Genomic DNA, 20069 nt, shown 5'->3' on the forward strand with positions numbered 1-20069 from the left:
ATATTCTCACTTCATTTACAACAGAGGCAAAATCACAAAAGCTTTAAACTGAAATTAAAACAAATATATCTTGCCTTTTTGGTATGTGGTTAGCTGTTCCTGCCAGACTTCGCAGAGTTCAACTTTATGATAAAAGTACATTTACTATCATAAAGATTATGGTAAATGTTTGTAAAATTTAATATTTGCCTTGAAAATATTCAAATTTCATTCATTCCAAGTACCGATTAAATCTGGAAAACCAATTCATCTTGCAAAAAATCCAAATACATTGCTATTGCAATCCTGAAAGAATGTGTGGGCGAATCTTTGTGCAAGGAAGTACAGAAATCAAGTATAAAAAATAAAATTTACGATATGATACATAACCTTGATAGGGATGTAAAGGTTATGTATTCAATTTAGTTGAGAATTCTACAGAGCTAAAAATCAGCTATCTCCTCTTATCGGACAGGCACACATTTCAAGCAATGCTTCCTCGCTGATATGAGAACCACGGCCTATCAGAATATCGCCTTCCTGAACTGTTGTTTTGGCACTTGGGCTATATACCCAACGTTCAGCACGTTTTACTGCCATGATATGGACCCCGGTCTCAGTGCCCAGCTTCAGTTCGCGGTATGACTTTCCAATGATGGGTGAACAGCCTTCGACCCGAAGCTTTGTTATCACTTCATCTGATTCACGCACAGCGATGGTGATGACGGGGTGAAGGTCTATGTCTCGAAGGACCGTATCTGCAATCCCGTAAGCAGCATCGGAAATGGATTCTGATGCATTTGCAAGATGTAGCAGCCCTCTCAGCTCGTTGACATCGGCAACATGTTTAGCAGTTTCAAGTACCCAATGCTGGAGATCGTATTTCATCTCATCCATTTCTCGTTCAAGGGCTTTCACTTCCTCAGCAATATCCGTATTATCAAAAAGCAATGCAGAATAAGCAAGTCCTACGGCGAGTTCTGCTGTGTTCTTCATGTCAACAATGATATCGACCGCTTTATCGAGATCGTTCAATCCCTTCTCATGTTCAACCCTTCGAGGAATGTATTTTTGTGTAGTAGCAAGTTCAACAAGCAGAGGCACACCCTCATCATGTCCTCTTGCAAAGATCACATCATCAGCACGGATACGGGTATCGTGGTGTGGGTCATATACCCAGTCGGTGTGTCTTCGAATAGCTATTATCCACATACCGGTCTCGACCTCAAGCTCGAGATCCCCAAGTGTGGAACCCACCATATCGGAATTTTCATTGATCGTGACACGTATAATGGTCTCTTCGGCTTCCCTGAGAGCTAATTTAAGCTCAAGTGGAATTCCCATATCCATCTCGATTATTTTAGCAATATCTCCGGCGGCGTTTGCAATATTTTCCGCAGAAGCTGCTACCTGAAGGACGCCCACCATATCTTCGGCTTCCTCTATCCTGCGTGTACTCAGCATAGCTGCCATTTTCATATGATAGTGGAGTGTATCCATCTTCTCTTCAAGATCGAGAACTTCCCCTGAAATATCCTCATCGTCATAGACCATTGCGGAATATGCAAGATCTACCATCAGTTCAGATGTATCTTTCATTTCGATAAGGAGATCCTTAAGGTTCCTTGGGATGTACCTAATTACTTTTGGACTCATTTTTTGTGTTCCGCATGTTATCCGCATTTATTAAATATGATTTATTATATATTATAATTGTTAACGTTTTTAATTATTCGTTTTTAACTATTAGCACATATCTCTTATATATTTTTCATTGTAGCTCTCTTTTAGAATTTCAGATTACATTGAACAAATACAATGTTGAAAATATGGCCGTTATTCCTACAAGGTCTCCCAATGTTGCTATCACGGGTATGACCGTGTCATCCGGATCAATTCCGAACCGGTGGGATGCAAAAGCAATAGCTATAGTGGCAGAGAAGACAGCCAGAAGCTCGAGCGTTCCGGAGATCGTACATATTTTAAAAAGCGTAAAGAATCCCAATGGACTGTCTCCAAACCCGGACATCATCCATGCAATGACGCTTAATGCCACAGACGCAGTGATCCCGACAATGAATGCTGCTATCACACTGTTTTTTACAACCGGATTCTTGTGTATGTGGGTCGTTCCGATACCCATATGGAAAGTAGATGAAAGTCTTGCACCGAGTATGCTTCCTGTGTCTCCGCCGATCTTAATGAGCGCAGGTACCAGTAGCAATATAGTTGGAACTGATATGAGATTATCAAGTTCCGAGTTAAGTATCTGACCCGTAACAATCCCAAGCACAGATGTGAAAAAAAGGATAGGCATCCCTCTTGACAGAATTCCGCGAACGGTATAATAACTCATAACATAAGCACCACCTTTGCAGAAAGGAAAAGCATGAGCATGGATACGATATCACCGATAGTAGCTATAGAAGGTGTTACAACATTATCCGGATCAAATCCGAACCTGAACATACCCAGAGCAAGGAGTACTGCTATGACAGATAATATAATGCCTGATGAAACGCCAGCAAGAACTGCTATTGAAGTAAGTGCCAGAATACCTGCACTTTCAAATCCAAGCAGAACTGTCATTGTATGTCCGATAATTCCCAGAGCGATGGACATTATAAGCCCCAACAGCAATGACCCGTAGATATTGTTTGTAAGTTCCGGATTATTCTCGATCTTTGTTATTAGACCCATGTGAATAGCACTACCAAGGCGTGAACCAAGGGTGCATGATATATTTCCTCTCATTCCCAATACTGCAGGTGCTATCACGATCAGACCCGGTATCATTTGTAATTCATTGGTCATTCCCGCAAAAATAAAACCAGCTACTGCTCCACCGATGGTTGCAAGTATCTGGAACGGCAATGCTTCTTTGACTATGGACCGAACACTGGCATAATCTCCCAGATATTCTTCTTTGATCTCGACATCGTCGTCCTCATCAGCATGGGATCTGTAGGACATAGTCTGGTATTTGCACTTTTAGTATTAAACGATTTGCGCGGGTGGGGGATTATGTTGAGTAATGTGTGGGTTTTGATTAGAAATTTTTGATTATTCATTGAGTTAGAATCTTATCCCTTGCATAGAAAGTTGGGGATATAGGTAACGTGAAAAAGTGTACGCTTAAAAATCCAAAATCGGAACATATACATAACTTTATAGTGTAGTGACTCTTTTTAATATTAAATATGTAGTAAATATTTCATAGGTTCATCCATGTCACTTTTTACAAATTTATTAAAATTAAACCCAAATCAAATTCCTTTAGAAGATTTTTTTACTGAAATTTTTACACATTTGCTAAAATCAGATAGTGATTTATTTTCAAAATTAATTCAGGATTTCAACATATCCAATATTAATTTCAATGACTCTTTTGTAAGTACACAGGAATCATTTGATGCATTAGATAATCATTTTTCTGGAAGTAGGCCGGATATTTTTATTGAATTGTCAAATGATACTGAAAAGGAACTTATTTTTATAGAATGTAAAATTGGGTCTGAAGAAGGTCAGGATCAATTACAAAGATACGCAGAACATTTAGACAACATAGAAAATATTAACAAAAAATCTCTTATTTACATTACAAGAGATTTTGATGCAAAAAATCAAAAGTATATTTTCATGAATTGTAAAAATAAATCGAGTCTCACATTTAAACAGTTCAGGTGGTATCAAATTTACCAATTCTTATCACTATTCAACAAAGACATTAATAATATTCTAATATCTGAGACATTGAACTTTATGGAGGAAAATGGTTTGTCAGGAAGCAATCAGTTTACAAGTATTGATATTTTAACAATAACAAACTTTCCACGTGTGAGAAAAATGATGGAAGAAACTATGAGTGGAGATGTTTTTAAAAGGTTTGAAAATATAACTGGTGCTAATAATCCAAGACATTCTACAGCTTTAAATGACTTAAAAGACCATAATCGGTATGTTTATCTTCAGGAACAAAATGATAAATTTCAACTTATATTGGGATATTTCATGAACAATTTAACGATTGAATCCTATCCAAAAGTTGGCATATCAATAAACCTTTCTCCAAAAGCTTCTGAAAGAATACAAATAATGGAAGTAATGAAGAAAATTGTTTCCAGTTCTGATAAATGGAAAGGTTATGACCTCAACGAGGCAAATAACTGGGCTGTAATTTCTCAAACAAAAAGCCTTGATTATTTTCTTAATCAAGAAGATCACATTACAGCTCTTCAAAACTATTTCTTGGAACTATTAAATGAGTTGGAAACTATAAAGAAGAATTATAATAATTTACAATGGCTTGTTTAATGGCTTTGTAGAAATCCTATTTTCTAACTTCAACTAAACCACTTATTTTTATAATGAGAAGTCCCCTGTGATTGTTCACCAACAAACTTCAACAATTTATTACTCGTACATATTCTGTTGTTTTGGACACCATATTTAAGAAAACACTTGACCTATTTTGTAAAAATAGAGACTCAATTAACATTAATGCACTTGATTCTACTGGATTCACAAGTGGTTATTGTAGTAACTACTATTCCTGGCGAATTAAAAAATGGAGACGAAGTTATGTAAAGACCAGCATTTCGGTTTATGTCCATAATTTTGTGATCACTGGTTACAAGATTTCTGGATAAACAGTTCATGATGCAAAACATGCAAAGACATTGCTATCGCAATGTCATCACAATAGGAGATCAAGATATTGTGTGATGGATAAAACTTATGATTCTGAAAAAATACACGAATTGAAAACTTGGATCAATAGCAATTGTTCCATTGAGACAACGTGAACGAAAGCGAATCAAAGGAAGATATCGTAAGAAAATGTTACGGGAATTCGATATCAAGATATACTCTATGCAGAATTTGAGTGAAACGATGTTCTCGGTTTTGAAAAGAAAGTATGGGGAAAACTTACGTGCGAGAAAGTATAGAAATCAAGTAAAAGAAGTAAAGCTCAAAGTCAGTACTTCACTAATATTCCCTCCACTAAATAAATCATGCAAGGTTACCTATAACATTTCACTACTAACTTTACTTTCAACTTTTTTCTCACCCATTCCTCAATAAAGTGAACAAATAAATCAAATCTGAAAACATCTTCTTCTATCGTTTTCGGTCCCCTTTTCACCTTCATAAAATGCATTCTCTGAATCGATAACCATGCATTTTTCAGCATAAATGATATCAACGCATAGAAATATCGTAGCATTGGATTTCTTGAAGATGTTTTCGGTTTCACCACATTCCGCATTCGATATGATGATTCAATAGTAAATCGTTTCCTGTAGATCGTGCTAATCTTTCCTGGTTCCCAATCAATTCCATAAACAACAAACCCTAAATTCTCACAACCATTCTTCCCCCTCTTTCCTTTCAGATACTTAACATCAATAGCAATATCAAGTTCTACATCTCCTTTCTTATTCTTCATGACGTACTTTTCATAACGTTTTTTATTTCCATCAAGAAGATCCTTTATTCTTTTTCCCATCCTTACAACAGGAGTAATATGTGGAATCTCATTCTCCTGTAAAAATGCAAAAACATCTCTGGAGTAAAATTCTCGGTCCAAACAAAGAACATTGGTCTTAAGATTGATTTTATCAACTAGATCTATGAAATATTTAAGATAATCTGTCTTCGTTCTGCCTTTTTCTACAGGCAACATGGAAATTGTAAATCTGGTGTATTTGTTTATGATGCAAAGAGAAATGTAAGAGTAGAATGAGTTTGTTGATTTCTTAGCTTGTCCTCGAATCACATAGTTCTTATTGATAGCATCCACTTCTCCATAGTATGGATCATTTGTATAATCAATGGCAAGATCATACTTTTTATTTGAATCAAGGGTTTCGTGGGATGATTGCAAGAGAATCTTTGCATTGTTTTCAATGAGCTGATCGAAATCAATCTTATGCAAATGATATCTCATTGATGTTTCACATGGAGTCTTATGATATTGTTTACCAATCGAATGAATTGAAAGTTTAGCGGTGGACATTCCGAGAATATTAGTGAAGAGGTCTTTAGGAGTAAGTGATCCATTTATTGAAATGGGAATGTTGTCCAGAAGTGGTGGTAGAACCGTTTTGATACAGTGAGCAGGTGTTAATTCTAGTCGTGATAACATGGAATGGGCATTTTAAAGGTATATAAATGTGCCGAATGGTATTGATTTCGTGAATTATGCCAAAATTAGAGAACTACTGAAAGTGAGATTACACAATCTTGATAAGTTCATCAAGACTGTGTTTTTAGTTTGGATGAGGATTTCTACAAAGACCATTTTATTGTCTAAACTTCTGGTGCGTTAAATTCTATTTTATTGCTATTGGCACTTATAATGATACAGCCCTCTCAATTAAATTGCTCTTATATATCATGGAAGACTAAATTGATTTGAGTGCGGAGAAACTCCTGCAATTTATATATATTGTCACGATCGGTAAATATAAATAAAAACTGAAGTAAAGTGATAGAGTGTTAACGCCGTTAACCGTGCATCAGAGCCGGACAATCTTGCCGGTACATGTATAAAGAGCCAAACGCGATGGGAATTTGCAGTTTTTAAATTTCACATATTCCGAACGAACAGGTGGTAACTGAATTGGATGAACAGATGAACAAAAAATATCTCGCCAACAAATTATTTGAAACCCAATTTGCACTGGAAGATCTCAGGGAGATAGTCAGGCAATCTTTACCTACGGGTATGAGCAATGATCAGTCTGAACACTACGATGAGATCGTATCTGGTCTTGGCGGCCTTCTTGAGGATCTTGGTAAAAAAAATGGTCAAACACAACCTGTAAAGATCGTGGGTGACCTTATGTGCCGGACAAGGGAAGAGGAGTTCATAAATATCCAGCCTATCCAGGCCGGAGGAAGACTTACCCCTGAAGCACGTAAAGCGGTCATAGCCTATGGGGATGGATACTCTACCTGTGACAACTGCCGAAAACCGTTCAGGCTTGATAAGATCGAAAAACCTTCTATATCAACCTTCCACACGGACCTTGCAGAGTTTGTAGGAATGGACCAGGCACGTGTGGTTCCCGGTGCAAGAAGGGGATTTCAGGCTGTTGCTTCATCAATTATTGAAAAAGGTGATACTGTGGTCGTATCGACATTTGCTCATTATACTGAGTTCCTTGCCGTAGAAGGTGCCGGAGGTATCGTAAGGGAAGCTCCTGTGAACGAGCATAACATTCTCACGGCTGAATCAGTTGCTCACAAGATCGATGAAGTGAAAAGAGAGACCGGAAAACTTCCAGCTCTCATAATGATCGATCACTTCGACTACCTGTTCTGTAATGAACACGACATCTATGGTATCGGAAAGGTGGCACAGGAATACGGCATCCCATTCCTCTACAATGGTGCATACACTGTGGGCATCATGCCGGTAAATGGCCAAAAGATAGGGGCAGATTTCGTGGTAGGTTCAGGTCATAAGAGCATGGCATCAGCAGCTCCTTCAGGAGTGCTGGCGACCACTGAAGAATGGGCTGACAAGATATTCAGGACCACACAAATGGTCGGAGATGTCACCGGAAGAAAATTCGGTATAAAAGAGGTCGAGTTCCTTGGATGCACACTGATGGGAGCTCCATTGCTGTCAATGATGGCATCGTTCCCGCATGTGAAGGAAAGGACAAAGCACTGGGACGAGGAAGTCAAAAAGTCCAACTATTTCATTAACGAGTTCCTGAGGATCGAAGGAAATGAAGTGCTTAGCGAATTCCCGAGAAAGCATGCTCTTTCCAAGGTGGATACCACCGGAAGCTTCGACAAGGTAGCAAAAACACACAAGCGCAAGGGATACTTCTTCAGTGACGAACTGAAGAAACGCGGAATAGCAGGCGAGTTCCCGGGTGCTACAAGAAGCTGGAAAATGAGCACATACGGACTTTCGTGGGATCAGATACACTATCTCTCCAATTCTTTCATTGAGATAGCCGATAAATACGATATTAATATTAACTGAGGTGTAAATAATGACTGACAAAACCTATGGATTAGATACAATAGCATTACACGGAGGTCATGAGCCAGATGCAACAGGATCAAGAGCTGTTCCCATCTACCAGACAGCAGCATACGTTTTCAACGATGCTGAGCACGCAGCTAACCTTTTTGCCCTGAAGGCATTCGGGAACATCTACACACGCCTGATGAACCCTACCACCGATGTTCTTGAAAAGAGGGTAGCTGCCATTGAGGGTGGTACAGGTGCATTAGGTGTAGCTTCAGGCATGTCTGCCATCACTCTTGCAGCCCTTGCGGTAACACAGCTCGGGGATGAGATAGTTTCTGCAAATAATCTCTATGGTGGCACGTACCAGCTTTTCAATCACACTTTCCCCAAACTTGGCAGGAAAGTAAATTTCGTAGATTCAACAAAACCGGACGATTTCGAAAAGGCCATTACTGAGAAGACCCGTGCCATCTATGTCGAGATAATCGGAAACCCAAAGCTGGATATCCCTGATCTTGAAAAGATAGCTGAGATCGCTCACAATGCTGGTATTCCCCTCATTGTGGACAACACCGTAGGTGTGGGCATTGTCAAACCTATCGATTATGGTGCTGACATCGTGGTCCTGTCCGCTACCAAGTTCCTCGGTGGCCATGGTACTTCCATTGGTGGTATAATAGTTGATTCCGGAAATTTCAGCTGGGACAACGGCAAGTTCCCTGAGTTTACCGACCCCGACCCCAGCTATCACGGTCTGAAGTTCTGGGAATCATTCGGCAATATTCCCGGAATGGGAAACCTTGCTTTTATCCTGAGGGTACGCACACAACTTTTGCGTGACCTGGGGCCTGCAATGAGCCCATTCAATGCGTTCCAGTTCATACAGGGCGTGGAAACACTATCTTTACGTGTGAAAAGACACGGTGAGAATGCTCTGGCGGTTGCCCGACACCTTAACTCACACCCGCTTGTTGAATGGGTGAACTATCCGGGCCTTGAAGACCATCCCTCCCATGAGCTTGCACAGAAGTATCTTAACGGTAGCTATGGTGCTATTCTTGGGTTCGGTGTGAAAGGCGGACTTGAAGCAGGCAAGAAGTTCATTGAGAACGTTGAGCTACTTTCACATCTTGCGAACATCGGGGATGCAAAGACACTTGTGATCCATCCTGCATCAACCACACACCAGCAGCTTACAAAGGAAGAGCGTGAGCAGACCGGTGTAACAGATGATTTTATAAGGATGTCTGTCGGATTAGAGGATATAGATGACATCATAGCTGATATCGATCAGGCATTGGAGAGGTCGCAGTAAATATGAGTGAAAGGTCTGTAGGCATTGTGGCAACGAACTACCATACCATAGAAGGTGAGTTCCAGTTAGAAGGCGGTCATACCCTGAAGAACATCAGGTTGGCCTATGAGACCTATGGTAATCTCAATAAGGAGAAAAGTAATGCGATCCTTGTCTGCCATGCTCTAACAGGCGATGCACACGCAGCAGGCAGGCACAGTGACGATGACAAAAAACCGGGATGGTGGGATGACATCATCGGTCCCGGGAAAGCCCTTGATACTGACAGGTACTTCGTGCTATGTTCCAATGTTCTGGGAGGGTGTAAGGGTACTACCGGACCGGCTTCCCTTGATCCTGACACGGGGCGGCAATATGGTATCACTTTTCCGGTCATAACGATTAGAGATATGGTGAATGTCCAGAAAAGGCTGATAGACCATATGGGAATCACCACTCTCTTTGCAGTAGTTGGTGGTTCCATGGGCGGTATGCAGACGCTTCAATGGTGTGTTGCCTATCCTGAGCTTGTAAAGAAGGCCGTGGTCATTGCTTCTACGGCAGTCTCATCTCCGCAGCAGATAGCTTTCAATGAGGTTGGCAGGAATGCCATTATCTCTGATCCTGACTGGAATGGGGGAGACTATTACGAGGGTGAACCCCCGGTTAATGGTCTTTCCACAGCAAGGATGATCGCTCACATCACATATCTAAGCGATGCTTCCATGCATGAAAAGTTTGGACGGAGATTGCAACAGGGTGAAAGCTACAAGTTCGATATGTCCAATGATTTTCAGGTGGGGAGCTATCTGAAATATCAGGGAGACACATTTACCGGCAGGTTCGATGCCAATTCCTATCTTTATGCTACAAAAGCTGTGGATTATTTCGACCTTTCAATGAACGGTTCTCTGGCAGAAGGCCTGAAATATGTACAGGCAAAGATGCTGGTGATATCGATAACTTCCGACTGGCTGTATTCGCCATATCATTCAAAAAAGATAGTCGAAGGTCTTACTGTAAAGGAGCATGATGTAAGTTATCGTGAGATCGAATCCAGTTATGGACACGATGCCTTCCTGCTCGAAAGCGGCCAGATCAATTATGTCATCCACAATTTCCTGACTCACACGTCCGTTGCTGATGTAATGACCGAAAAGGTTGCTACCATCAGGGAAGGCGCGAGCATAGATACAGCTGCAAAGGTCATGTTCGAGGAGGCCCTTACTCATTTGCCTGTCGTTAATGAGAACGGCTGTCTTGTTGGTATCGTCACTTCCTGGGATATCTCAAAAGCGGTTGCATTAAAGTGTAGCAAACTGGAGAATATAATGACCAGGGATGTTCTGACGGCTTTCCCTGATGAACCTATAGTAGCTGCTGCCAAGAGGATGGAGCGCCACAGCATCTCAGCTTTGCCTGTAGTCGACGAGAAGAACAGACTTATTGGTATCATCGATAGTGAGGACATCAACCGACTGATAGGTTGATCCTTTTGTTTTTATTTTTTAACTATTACAGTTATTTAATCTACTGCAGGATGAGTTCTGAAAAAAAAAAGAAGAATGAATGAATAATAATAAATTCATTCCATCTCTTTTTCGGTTTCCAGGACCTTCAATGATATCTTCATCACAGAATCCGGATTGAGCGAGATCGATTCGATACCTTCTCTCACAAGGAACTCTGCAAACTCGGGGAAATCACTGGGTGCCTGACCACAAATTCCACTGTGCTTGCCATTCCTTTTTGCTCCCTGAATTGCCATGGAGACCATTTTCTTCACAGCTTCATCCCTTTCATCAAAGGATGAGGCCAGTATCTCAGAATCCCTGTCCACTCCAAGGGTCAGCTGGGTAAGGTCATTGGAGCCGATGGAAAAACCATCGAAGTATTTGCTGAACTCATCGATCAACAGTACATTGCTTGGTATCTCACACATGACATATACCTGCAGTCCGTTCTCCCCTCTTTCCAGACCGTTCTTTTTCATTTCAGCGATAACTTTTTCCGCTTCTTCCACACGCCTGCAGAAAGGTATCATAAGGATAAGGTTTGTAAGTCCCATCTCATCCCTAACCTTCTTCATGGCCTTGCACTCGAGTGCGAATCCTTCCCTGTAGCGTTCATCATAATAGCGGGATGCTCCCCTGAAACCTATCATGGGGTTGCTCTCTTCGAACTCGAAATATTTCCCGCCGATCAGGCTTGCATACTCGTTCGATTTAAAATCGCTCATACGCACAACTACAGGTTTCGGATAGAATGAGGCCACAATGGTCGCTACACCCTGGGAAAGCTTTTCCACAAAATAGTCTTCCTTGCTCTTGTACCCGTCTGTGAGTTTCTCAATTTCCTCAAGCACACTTTCATCTTCAACCTTTTCAGGATGGATCAGTGCCATTGGGTGGACCTTGATGTAACTCGAAATGATGAACTCAAGTCTTGCAAGTCCGATACCATCGTTCGGTATCATGGAAAGGGAAAATGCCTCTTCCGGGTTGCCGAGGTTCATCATCATCTCGGTCTTTGTTTTTCCCAGGCCCTTGAGGTCAACGGTCTCTATGTGGAAAGGCAGTATGCCTTCATAGACCCTGCCGATATCTCCCTCAGCACAGCTGACTGTGACATCCATCCCGTTATTTAGTTTTTCAGTAGCATCTTGTGCACCCACTACTGCCGGAACTCCAAGCTCACGGCTGACGATAGCTGCATGGCATGTCCTCCCCCCTTTATTGGTGATGATGGCAGCCGCACGTTTCATGATAGGTTCCCAGTCAGGAGTGGTCGTATCAGCCACCAGTATCTCCCCATGTTTGAAAGAAGAAAGCTTGGAAACATCATCGATCACATGCACCGCACCAGTTGCTATCTTGTCACCTACACTTCTGGCAGTGACGAGAACATCCGACCTCTCATCGAGGAAATATGTTTCAAGGACATCCTTTCTTTTCCTTGACTGCACAGTCTCCGGTCTTGCCTGTACAATGAACAGCTCATCGGTGTTGCCGTCCTTTGCCCATTCTATGTCCATGGGTACGGCCTGACCTTTCTTTTTAGAATAATGGTCCTCAATGGTGGCAGCATATTTTGCAAGCAGGAGTATCTCATCATCGTTGATGCAGAACTTTCTCTGGTCTGCAAGTGGAACTTCCACATTACGGGTAAGAATACGGGAATCCCCACGTCCGTATATCATCTTTATCTCTTTACTGCCCATCATTTTCTTGATTATAGGGATGTAGCCTTCTTTTAAGGTGGGCTTGAAGACGTAGAATTCATCCGGATTGACAAGTCCCTGCACGATGTTTTCCCCAAGGCCGTAAGCACCGGTTATGAATACAACATCCTCGAATCCGGATTCGGTGTCTATGGTGAATATTACCCCGCTGGATGCAAGGTCTGAGCGTACCATCTTCATGACGCCTATTGACAGGCCGACCTTGAAGTGATCGAACTTATGGTGCACACGGTAGGATATCGCCCTGTCTGTGAAAAGAGAAGCCAGGCAACGATTACATGCATCTTTCAGGGAGTGGTAGCCGTGTACATTGAGGTAGGTTTCCTGCTGCCCTGCAAATGAAGCATGAGGAAGGTCCTCTGCTGTTGCAGAACTGCGAACTGCCACATCGGTCTCAGATCCGTACTCTTCGCTCAGTTTGTCGTAAGCTTCTTTGATCTCTTCCCAGAGATCATCCGGTATCCCTGCATCGAGTACTATGCTCCTTGCTTTTTTCCCTCTTTCAGCAAGGTCAGTGACATCGTTTGTATCAAGTCCTTCCAGACTGTCCTTGAGTTTTTGTAACACACCTGCAGATTCCAGCACATGCCAGTAAGCATCCGCTGTGACCGCAAAACCGTTTGGTATCTTAATATCCTTCCCTGTCAGTTCCCTATACATCTCACCCAGTGAGGCATTTTTACCTCCTACAGAAGGTATATCCTCTATACGTATCTCTTCGAACCATCGAATGTATTTACTATTTCTCATTAATTAACCCCCAGCTATCAGAATGAATTTTCCTTTTAACTGTTAATAAGATTAATTTTTAAAGGTATTAGAGTTTTTGGAGAAATGGAGGTAGTTGATAGATTTTATCCTGAAAGAAGAGGCATGGAGTAAAAGCTGATCACTTTTAATATCCATGTAATTGCTATTCTAATTTCACTCTGATAGAACCACGATCTTCAAGGTTCCGTTTTGTGGCAGTAAACTTGCTGTTACCATTGGTCCATCAAATTCCCTCCGGGAACTCCTTGCGTAAGCTGGGAGGGGATGGAGTGGTTATCTTATTTTTGTTCATGTTATCACTTCTTGTATATTCAAATTAACTATCCTTTTAACCTATCCGTGCGTATATATGTACATGGATAGAACCATTAAACTTAAGCTAGAGATGCCGGATGAAGGCAAAGAAAATCTCAGGCAGACAGTTGTACTTTTCAACCAAGTTTTCAACGAGGTTGCTAAGTATGGTTTTGAGAATCATACTTATTCCAAAGTTTCTATCCACCATGCTACTTATTATGACATTCGTGAACGGCACCCCGAACTTAATTCCTCTCATGTTCAGGGTGCTCGTGATGTTGCATGTGAAGCTCTTAAGGGTGTCAAACTTAAGAGACTTCCACAGAGTATCCCTTTCTCTGCAATCAGATACAACAAGAATACAATCCGTATTGTTTTCGAACATGGATATGCTTCTGTTTCGTCAGTTAATGGCAGAGTCAAGGTTTGCTTTACAATTCCCAAATACTATGAACAGTATCTTGGATGGGAGGTTCGAAGTTCTACTCTGAATTATGACAGCAGAAATGATTTGTTCTATCTGCATGTTACACTTCGAACAGAATCTCCTAAACCATCCGGTAATACTGTTCTTGGTATTGACCGAGGGATTGTCAATGTCGCAGTTTGTTCTAATAATGTCTTTTTCAATGACAGCAAGGTCAAGAATGCAAGAGCTAAATATGCATATCTGAGGAAGGAACTCCAATCCAAAGGCACCAAGTCTGCTAAACGTCTTCTTAAGAAGATGAGCAGAAAGGAAAGACGGTTTGTGACGGATGTTAACCATTGTATTGCCAAAGATATTGTCAATATGCCCTTCGATGTGATCGCTCTTGAAGATCTTACAAGTATCAGAGTCCAGAAACGTAAAGGCAAGAACTTCAATCGGAAACTCAATAATTGGAGTTTCTACCAACTTGAACAGTTTATCCGCTACAAAGCGGAAGCTCTGGGCAAGCAGGTTGTCTCGGTTGATCCCAGATTTTCCAGTCAGAAGTGTTCCAAATGTGGACACACTTACAAAGGGAATCGGGATGGTAGTTCTTACCGTTGTCGTAGTTGTGGATTTCAGATACACGCTGACCTCAATGCTGCTCGAAACATAGCTCAAGCAGGCATATCCTGCCTGAGTAGGCTGTCTGTCAACCAGCCGAATGTAGGGATGAGTGCTGTACAAGATACAGTGCAATGATTTACTTACAAGCCCCCTTCGTCAGATGGGGGCAGTTGACTACTTTAACTACAGTTCAATTTGTAGTCTTCTGAATGCGTTTTTTAAAAAAAAGAAGGCAGATTGACTCCGCCTTTAATCGCCCTTTTTCGATTCCCTTATCTCCCTTATACGCCTTACTGCAATTTCTCCAAGGAACAGTAATAAAGCAGCGATCAGGAAGTAGAGCTTCTGGCTTTCGGACCTTTCTACACTCTTAAGGGAATTTCCTCTTGCATCCTTTAACAGGAGAGCAAGAGCCTCATTCTCGGTGTATGTCTTGCCGCCATTTGCTTTGATGAACACCGGAAGATCTTCATTCACGCCGACATCCCGGTATTCTATGGGATAGTTCACAGCTATCGGATAGCCTGAAACATCGTGGAATCCAATGTTCTTCGGGTCGATCGTGGTTTCATAGGTGTTCCTTCCGGTGACCGCAAGTTCAAGGGTATTCCCTTTGTATCTCAATACAGGTGTGTTCCCACCGTAATGGGTTATGTAAAGCGTAGCAGGGGTGCCGAACCACGTATCCTCAGCTTCAACAACAGTGCCTTCCTCGACCTGTGGATTGCCGATAGCCCAGTTCATGGTAGATGAGATGAGCTTTGAATTGTTACCCGAATACATCTGGGATGCCCATGTGTTCTGCCCACCTCTACCGTTATCCGTAGTTATGGCTGCTACCCTGCCAAGCCCGTATCTCCATGTGGTTACTACCGGTTTACCGGTGGCTGTAATGATGATTCTGTCTGCACCTGGTTTTGGGGTAACGTCATTATAGCCTGTGATGTTACCTTCGATCTCGATGTTGCGGGTAATGAAATGATTTGGATTGTATTCTATAAGTGGGAAGGATGTTAATTGTGGATCATCTTCTGTCTCTTCATCAGGGATCTCTTGATCCTCGAAGATGGGTTTTGGTCGTTCTCCTTTTTCGACAAGTTGATATTCTCCTTCCACACTAGTCATTAATTTATCAGCATAACTTTCTCCGAATTGGTCATACTGTGAAGGAGCACCCTGTTCATGTACATGGATGAAGTAGAAATCGATCCCTTCATCATGTATCTCTTCTACGACTTTAAGGCTCTCATCATATGATTGCGCGAAACCACCATCTGATATTATTATAATGTCAAGTTCTCCGGATTCGGTCTCAAGCCATTCCTGTGCTATTAAAAGACCCTGGTCAAGAGATGTTTCACTTGTAGCACCCGGAGCAAGTGAACTGATACTTTCTTCAAGTTTTTCCAGATTTGAATGTGTTCCAAGATATACCAAACCGCCGGAAACATCTTCACCTTCGCTACCGAATGCGATAACTCCGGCGGATGCATCTTTTAGTTCATCACTCCTAAGTAGATTTGTGGCATACCCTAGAATATCAGAAAGCGTTTCATGAGCAGCTGTGCTTTGGGATACATCAAGTATGAGGACAATGCTTCTGCCACCTTTCCAGTCAGTAGGTCTTGAAGCTACAGGAAGTAATTCTTCTAAGGAAGAATCAAGATAGTTCCCACGATCGAACGAAGCCTCGCCACCTACCAGGACAAGTCCATTGCCTTGAGACACGTACTCCTTTAGTTTATTAATATTATTTTCCGATATTTCTCTCATGTTGACATTATCAAGCACGACAGTTTTCTTATTGTCAAGATCGGTAAATTCCTTTGAATTCGATACATCGTAGAGATTGTACAGGATATTGCCAAGGGGTGCACCTGTATCGCTCGTAATCAGATTAATATTAGGTTTTGGAACAACGTAGACGGATTTGTAGTACACGTTGTTGATATTATCTTTATCATCAGTAAGTGGTGTGAGTTCCACTCTCATCTCCTGAGCACCCAGTTTCTTGAAAGCGTATGGAACACGAATTGTCCTTGTGCGTGTTTTCTGTGAGAATGTACCACTTCTGATGAGGGTGTTCCCTGCATAGATTTCAAAGCTGTATCTGATCTCTCCTTCTTCTGCCTGGGATACCAGTATATCGAACTGGTTCTCGTTCCCGATGACCACGGTCTTGTCCCCAAGCATCTGGACACTGATATCGTTCTTTTCGAGGTCTGGTGCAACGGAGTAAACAGTCGTACCCATCTCTTTTGCATACTGGAGAGATTCATCGATGTCTTTTCCGAAATTGTTGTTACCGTCACTGACTAGCACTATCTGGTTGTCGCCGGTGGAATATTGCTCGATGGCATCTCCAAGGGACGTGCTCTCGCCTGTCAGGCGGATGAATGTTGTCGGAGTATTGGCTGTAAGTGACTCATATACGTTCATTCCGACACCTTCTTCGAAAAGGCTCATACTGGCGGTCTCATCAGAGATCACCACAAGGTTCGGGTTCTCGTCACTTGTCACATCACTAACAATAGCAGTGGGAGAGGCAAGTGCGATGACCAGAAGTGAAAGCACTATCATGCGTGAGATGATAATTGGTCTTCTTGCTCCTTCCCTTAAGAAGAAAAGTCCTCCTATTATTACAGGCAGTATCAATGCAAACATCAATGGTTGTTCGAACGTGAAGGTCATAGTTCACCCCGGTTTCTAATGATAAGGATCTCAAGGACTACCAGCAGCATAGCAATGATGATAAAGTAGATATCAACGTATTTATTTGCAGTATATGTGGTCTGCCTGATGATATCGCCGCCTTCATTCGATGTTGCTCTTTCGAGAACGTTCGAGGAGTCTATCGTGGTATCGGATTCCATATCATCGTAAAGGTTCACAGCTATTCTTTTGCCAGCTACTTCATAGACACCCACTTCATCATAGAGCAATCTGCTTGTGGTTATAGTACCTGAAGGGGTTGTGACCTCCTGCTCCTTTGACAATGCTGAAACGGCACCGGTCTGGACATTGTAATCCCCTATGTCGCCAGTACCTCCAAGCCATGCGATAACCTTTGCCCAGAAAACAGGATATTCCGGAAGGTTGTGGAAGTTGTTCCATGCTTCCTCTCCAAGCATATCGCTTAATCCGAGGTACATGACAGTACCGTCACCTACATTCCAATATGCAAGCATCGGTACATTCGAAGGAGTATCAACAAGGGAAACTGCATCAGACCTGATGGTCGAATTCAGATAAGTGTAGACTGCTATATCCTCGAATTTCACTTTTTTTGTGAGCCTCGTTTCCTGTTCTACCTTCAATGCCACACCTTTACTGCTCTCGGAGGTGGTGATGATCTTTACAGGAAGCAATTGCATGAGGTCGATGTTCGCATTCTTCGGGTCAAGTGTGGGCGAGGCGATAACAAGCACGTTCCCACCACTCTTAATGAAAGTGCTAAGCCTTGCAGCTTCTTCAGAGGTTATTGCCCTTTGTTGTGTATCGACAACAATGACCTTATAATCACTAAGGTCAGCAGGCACGTTATTGGATTGAATGGCCTTTATGTTCGGCAACAGTGAAAGGGCAGTTGACGAAGGTGATCTTTTAACATCGGTAACAAGAAGCAGTTCGTTCTGCACATTTGCCGGAATTGATATGTAAGCGACATTATCAACTGCAAGTTTGTCTTCTCTGTCTATAGTGACCTCTGTAATACCGGTCCCAAGGTCTGTCAGCTTGAACTGTTTAGTTGAAAACGGTCCTATATCAAGCTGAAACTTCTTTTTGTTCTGGCTTCCCGGTGTATCGATGATCATTTCGACGTTCTGTGTTGTTTCCATGTAGTTCTTGAGAACACAATTGTAGGTGTAACCCTCTTCATCGGCATCGATCCAGCCCTGAATTATGCCTACATTGTCAGTTGGTGAACCTACTCTTACAAAGGTAACTTTCAATCCGTAGGATTCAGCAAGTCTCATGGCTGATACAGGGTCTTCTCCCTGCCAGTTAGTGAAATCTGATACTACCACAATCCTTCCTCCTTCATTAGAAAGGGTTCTCATGGCATTGGTAATTGCACTTGAGAGGTCTGCAACAGAGCCTTTCGGAGTAAGGCTGTCAAGGGAGTTCTTAGTAGCGGAAGAACCACCGGATTCGAGCACGTTCACCGGAATGTTTTCTGCAAGTATTATGCTGTTCTTCTTACTGATGTATGTCTTAGCAATATCAGTGGCACTATCGAACCTGCCATCAGTGTTCATACTAGCAGAAGCATCGATAACGAATATCGTATGTTCACCGCTAAGTTCCTCTTCAGTACTATAGAAAGGTCCGGCTATTGCAACGGATATCAGTATCAAAATGAGTAGCTGGGCAAGGAATATAGGGTCCTTTATAAGTCGTCTCAATGATGCAAATCTCTTCTTTTTCTTTTCTGCAAGCATCAGGAACATGAGTGAAGGTATCTTCAGTTCCAGAGGCTTTGGGCGTAACAGGTACAATATGATAAGTGGGATTATACTTGCCAGAGCAGCAAGTCCGAGTATGTTCGCAAAAGGCATTACATGTGCCTCCTGTTGATGGCATTGAAGAATGCCTCGAAGATGGGTGTATCAGTCGTGAATGTATATAGGTCAGCACCGACGTGGTTACAGATATTCTGTATGCCATCGATGTGTGCCTGTAGCTCTTCCTGGTACTTGTCCTTGAAATTATTACTGAGATATGTCTTCAGTTCATCATTGGTCTCAAGGTCCATCAGCTTGACATGACCGTGCATTGACAGATCGCTCTCGGAAGGGTCAAGCACCTGTATGAGAATAAGGTCATGGTTTGAAAGTCTGTAGATCGCAGATTCAATGGATTTGAGGTCTTCCATGAAATCTGAGATGATGATCACGAGGGAACGTGACTTTATCATTTTTTCATATAGCTGGACACAGTGGCTAAGAGCTGTCTGTCCTTTAAGCTCTACTTCCGCAAGTCTATCGATATCCCTTAATAAATGACGTCTTCCTCTGTGCGTCTGGGATATGGCGATATCTTCAGAATAGGTAGATATGCCGAATTTATCGTTATCCTTTGTGACAAGATATGCAAAGCCGGCGGCAAGCATAGCACCATATTCGAACTTTGTGATAGTGTTAAGGGTATAGTCCATACTATTGCTTGAATCGAGAAGTATGTGTGTGGTTACTGATTTGTCTTCCTCGAATTCCCTGACATAGAGTTTTTCGGATCTTGCATAGACATTCCAGTCAATGGACTTGAGGTCATCTCCGGGGTGGTATTCCGTATACCCCATCGTATCGAGTCCCTGACCCTTCCTGTTGGAGCGTCTGCTTCCTGCATAAGCACTGGATACCCGCTTCCTTACCAGAAAAGTAAAGCGGTCAAGCTGGCGGAAGAAATCCACATCTATACGGTGTTTTCTGTCACTCATGGTTCAAGCATC

Annotated in this window: 13 protein-coding genes and 1 pseudogene; 6 read left to right on the top strand and 8 right to left on the bottom strand. The window is 42.1% G+C overall.

Features of this window, described 5'->3' with window-relative positions; translation table 11 throughout:
* Positions 1-429 precede the first annotated feature (429 nt).
* From MBUR_RS04065 to MBUR_RS04075, 3 genes are all read right to left on the bottom strand, one after another.
* On the bottom strand, positions 430-1635 hold the full coding sequence (locus MBUR_RS04065) for a potassium channel family protein (RefSeq protein WP_048063228.1): 1206 nt from the start codon (positions 1633-1635) through the stop codon (positions 430-432).
* A 139-nt stretch (positions 1636-1774) separates the two neighbouring features.
* Positions 1775-2335 carry a magnesium transporter gene (locus MBUR_RS04070; RefSeq protein ID WP_011498901.1) on the bottom strand — a complete coding sequence of 187 codons (561 nt, stop codon included), beginning with the start codon at positions 2333-2335 and terminating at the stop codon, positions 1775-1777.
* The gene (locus MBUR_RS04075) at positions 2332-2952 is read right to left on the bottom strand and encodes a magnesium transporter (RefSeq protein ID WP_011498902.1); all 621 of its coding nucleotides are present in this window, start codon (positions 2950-2952) and stop codon (positions 2332-2334) included. Before MBUR_RS04075 ends, MBUR_RS04070 begins: the two co-directional genes overlap by 4 nt.
* A gap of 255 nt (positions 2953-3207) precedes the next feature.
* On the opposite strand from MBUR_RS04075, the gene MBUR_RS04080 reads away from it, so the two are divergent.
* Positions 3208-4293: a PD-(D/E)XK nuclease family protein gene (locus MBUR_RS04080; RefSeq protein ID WP_011498903.1), complete on the top strand. Its 1086-nt coding sequence runs from the start codon at positions 3208-3210 to the stop codon at positions 4291-4293.
* Positions 4294-4379: 86 nt separating this feature from the next.
* Positions 4380-4959 (top strand): annotated as a pseudogene (locus MBUR_RS13385) (IS5 family transposase); the annotation flags it as partial.
* 43 nt (positions 4960-5002) lie between these two features.
* Here MBUR_RS13385 and MBUR_RS04085 read toward each other — a convergent pair.
* Positions 5003-6127 (bottom strand): ISH3 family transposase, encoded by a 1125-nt coding sequence (locus MBUR_RS04085; protein WP_011498768.1) that lies wholly within the window; start codon positions 6125-6127, stop codon positions 5003-5005.
* 477 nt (positions 6128-6604) lie between these two features.
* On the opposite strand from MBUR_RS04085, the gene pscS reads away from it, so the two are divergent.
* Genes pscS through MBUR_RS04100 form a run of 3 tightly spaced genes read left to right on the top strand, consistent with a single transcriptional unit; the run spans position 6605 to position 10759 of the window.
* Positions 6605-7984, top strand: a complete 1380-nt coding sequence (gene pscS, locus MBUR_RS04090; protein WP_011498905.1) for an O-phospho-L-seryl-tRNA:Cys-tRNA synthase — start codon at positions 6605-6607, stop codon at positions 7982-7984.
* 10 nt (positions 7985-7994) lie between these two features.
* Complete coding sequence (locus tag MBUR_RS04095; protein WP_011498906.1) at positions 7995-9290, top strand: O-acetylhomoserine aminocarboxypropyltransferase/cysteine synthase family protein; 1296 nt, start codon at positions 7995-7997, stop codon at positions 9288-9290.
* A gap of 2 nt (positions 9291-9292) precedes the next feature.
* Positions 9293-10759, top strand: a complete 1467-nt coding sequence (locus MBUR_RS04100; RefSeq protein ID WP_011498907.1) for a homoserine O-acetyltransferase MetX — start codon at positions 9293-9295, stop codon at positions 10757-10759.
* Between the two features lie 95 nt (positions 10760-10854).
* On the opposite strand, the gene ppsA is transcribed toward MBUR_RS04100, so the two are convergent.
* Positions 10855-13260: a phosphoenolpyruvate synthase gene (gene ppsA, locus MBUR_RS04105; protein ID WP_011498908.1), complete on the bottom strand. Its 2406-nt coding sequence runs from the start codon at positions 13258-13260 to the stop codon at positions 10855-10857.
* A gap of 376 nt (positions 13261-13636) precedes the next feature.
* Here ppsA and MBUR_RS04110 point away from each other — a divergent pair, with 376 nt between their 5' ends.
* Positions 13637-14752: an RNA-guided endonuclease InsQ/TnpB family protein gene (locus MBUR_RS04110; protein ID WP_232222041.1), complete on the top strand. Its 1116-nt coding sequence runs from the start codon at positions 13637-13639 to the stop codon at positions 14750-14752.
* Positions 14753-14866: 114 nt separating this feature from the next.
* Here the strand turns inward: MBUR_RS04110 and MBUR_RS04115 are convergent, their stop codons facing one another.
* Genes MBUR_RS04115 through MBUR_RS04125 form a run of 3 tightly spaced genes read right to left on the bottom strand, consistent with a single transcriptional unit; the run spans position 14867 to position 20057 of the window.
* Entirely contained in the window at positions 14867-17308 is a 2442-nt protein-coding gene (locus MBUR_RS04115) for a VWA domain-containing protein (protein WP_011498910.1), read from the bottom strand.
* On the bottom strand, positions 17305-19176 hold the full coding sequence (locus MBUR_RS04120; RefSeq protein WP_011498911.1) for a DUF7408 domain-containing protein: 1872 nt from the start codon (positions 19174-19176) through the stop codon (positions 17305-17307). Before MBUR_RS04120 ends, MBUR_RS04115 begins: the two co-directional genes overlap by 4 nt.
* Positions 19176-20057, bottom strand: a complete 882-nt coding sequence (locus MBUR_RS04125) for a DUF58 domain-containing protein (protein ID WP_011498912.1) — start codon at positions 20055-20057, stop codon at positions 19176-19178. Before MBUR_RS04125 ends, MBUR_RS04120 begins: the two co-directional genes overlap by 1 nt.
* Positions 20058-20069: the final 12 nt, after the last annotated feature.

Origin of the sequence: Methanococcoides burtonii DSM 6242, assembly GCF_000013725.1 — an archaeon.
Classification (GTDB): Archaea; Halobacteriota; Methanosarcinia; order Methanosarcinales; family Methanosarcinaceae; genus Methanococcoides; species Methanococcoides burtonii.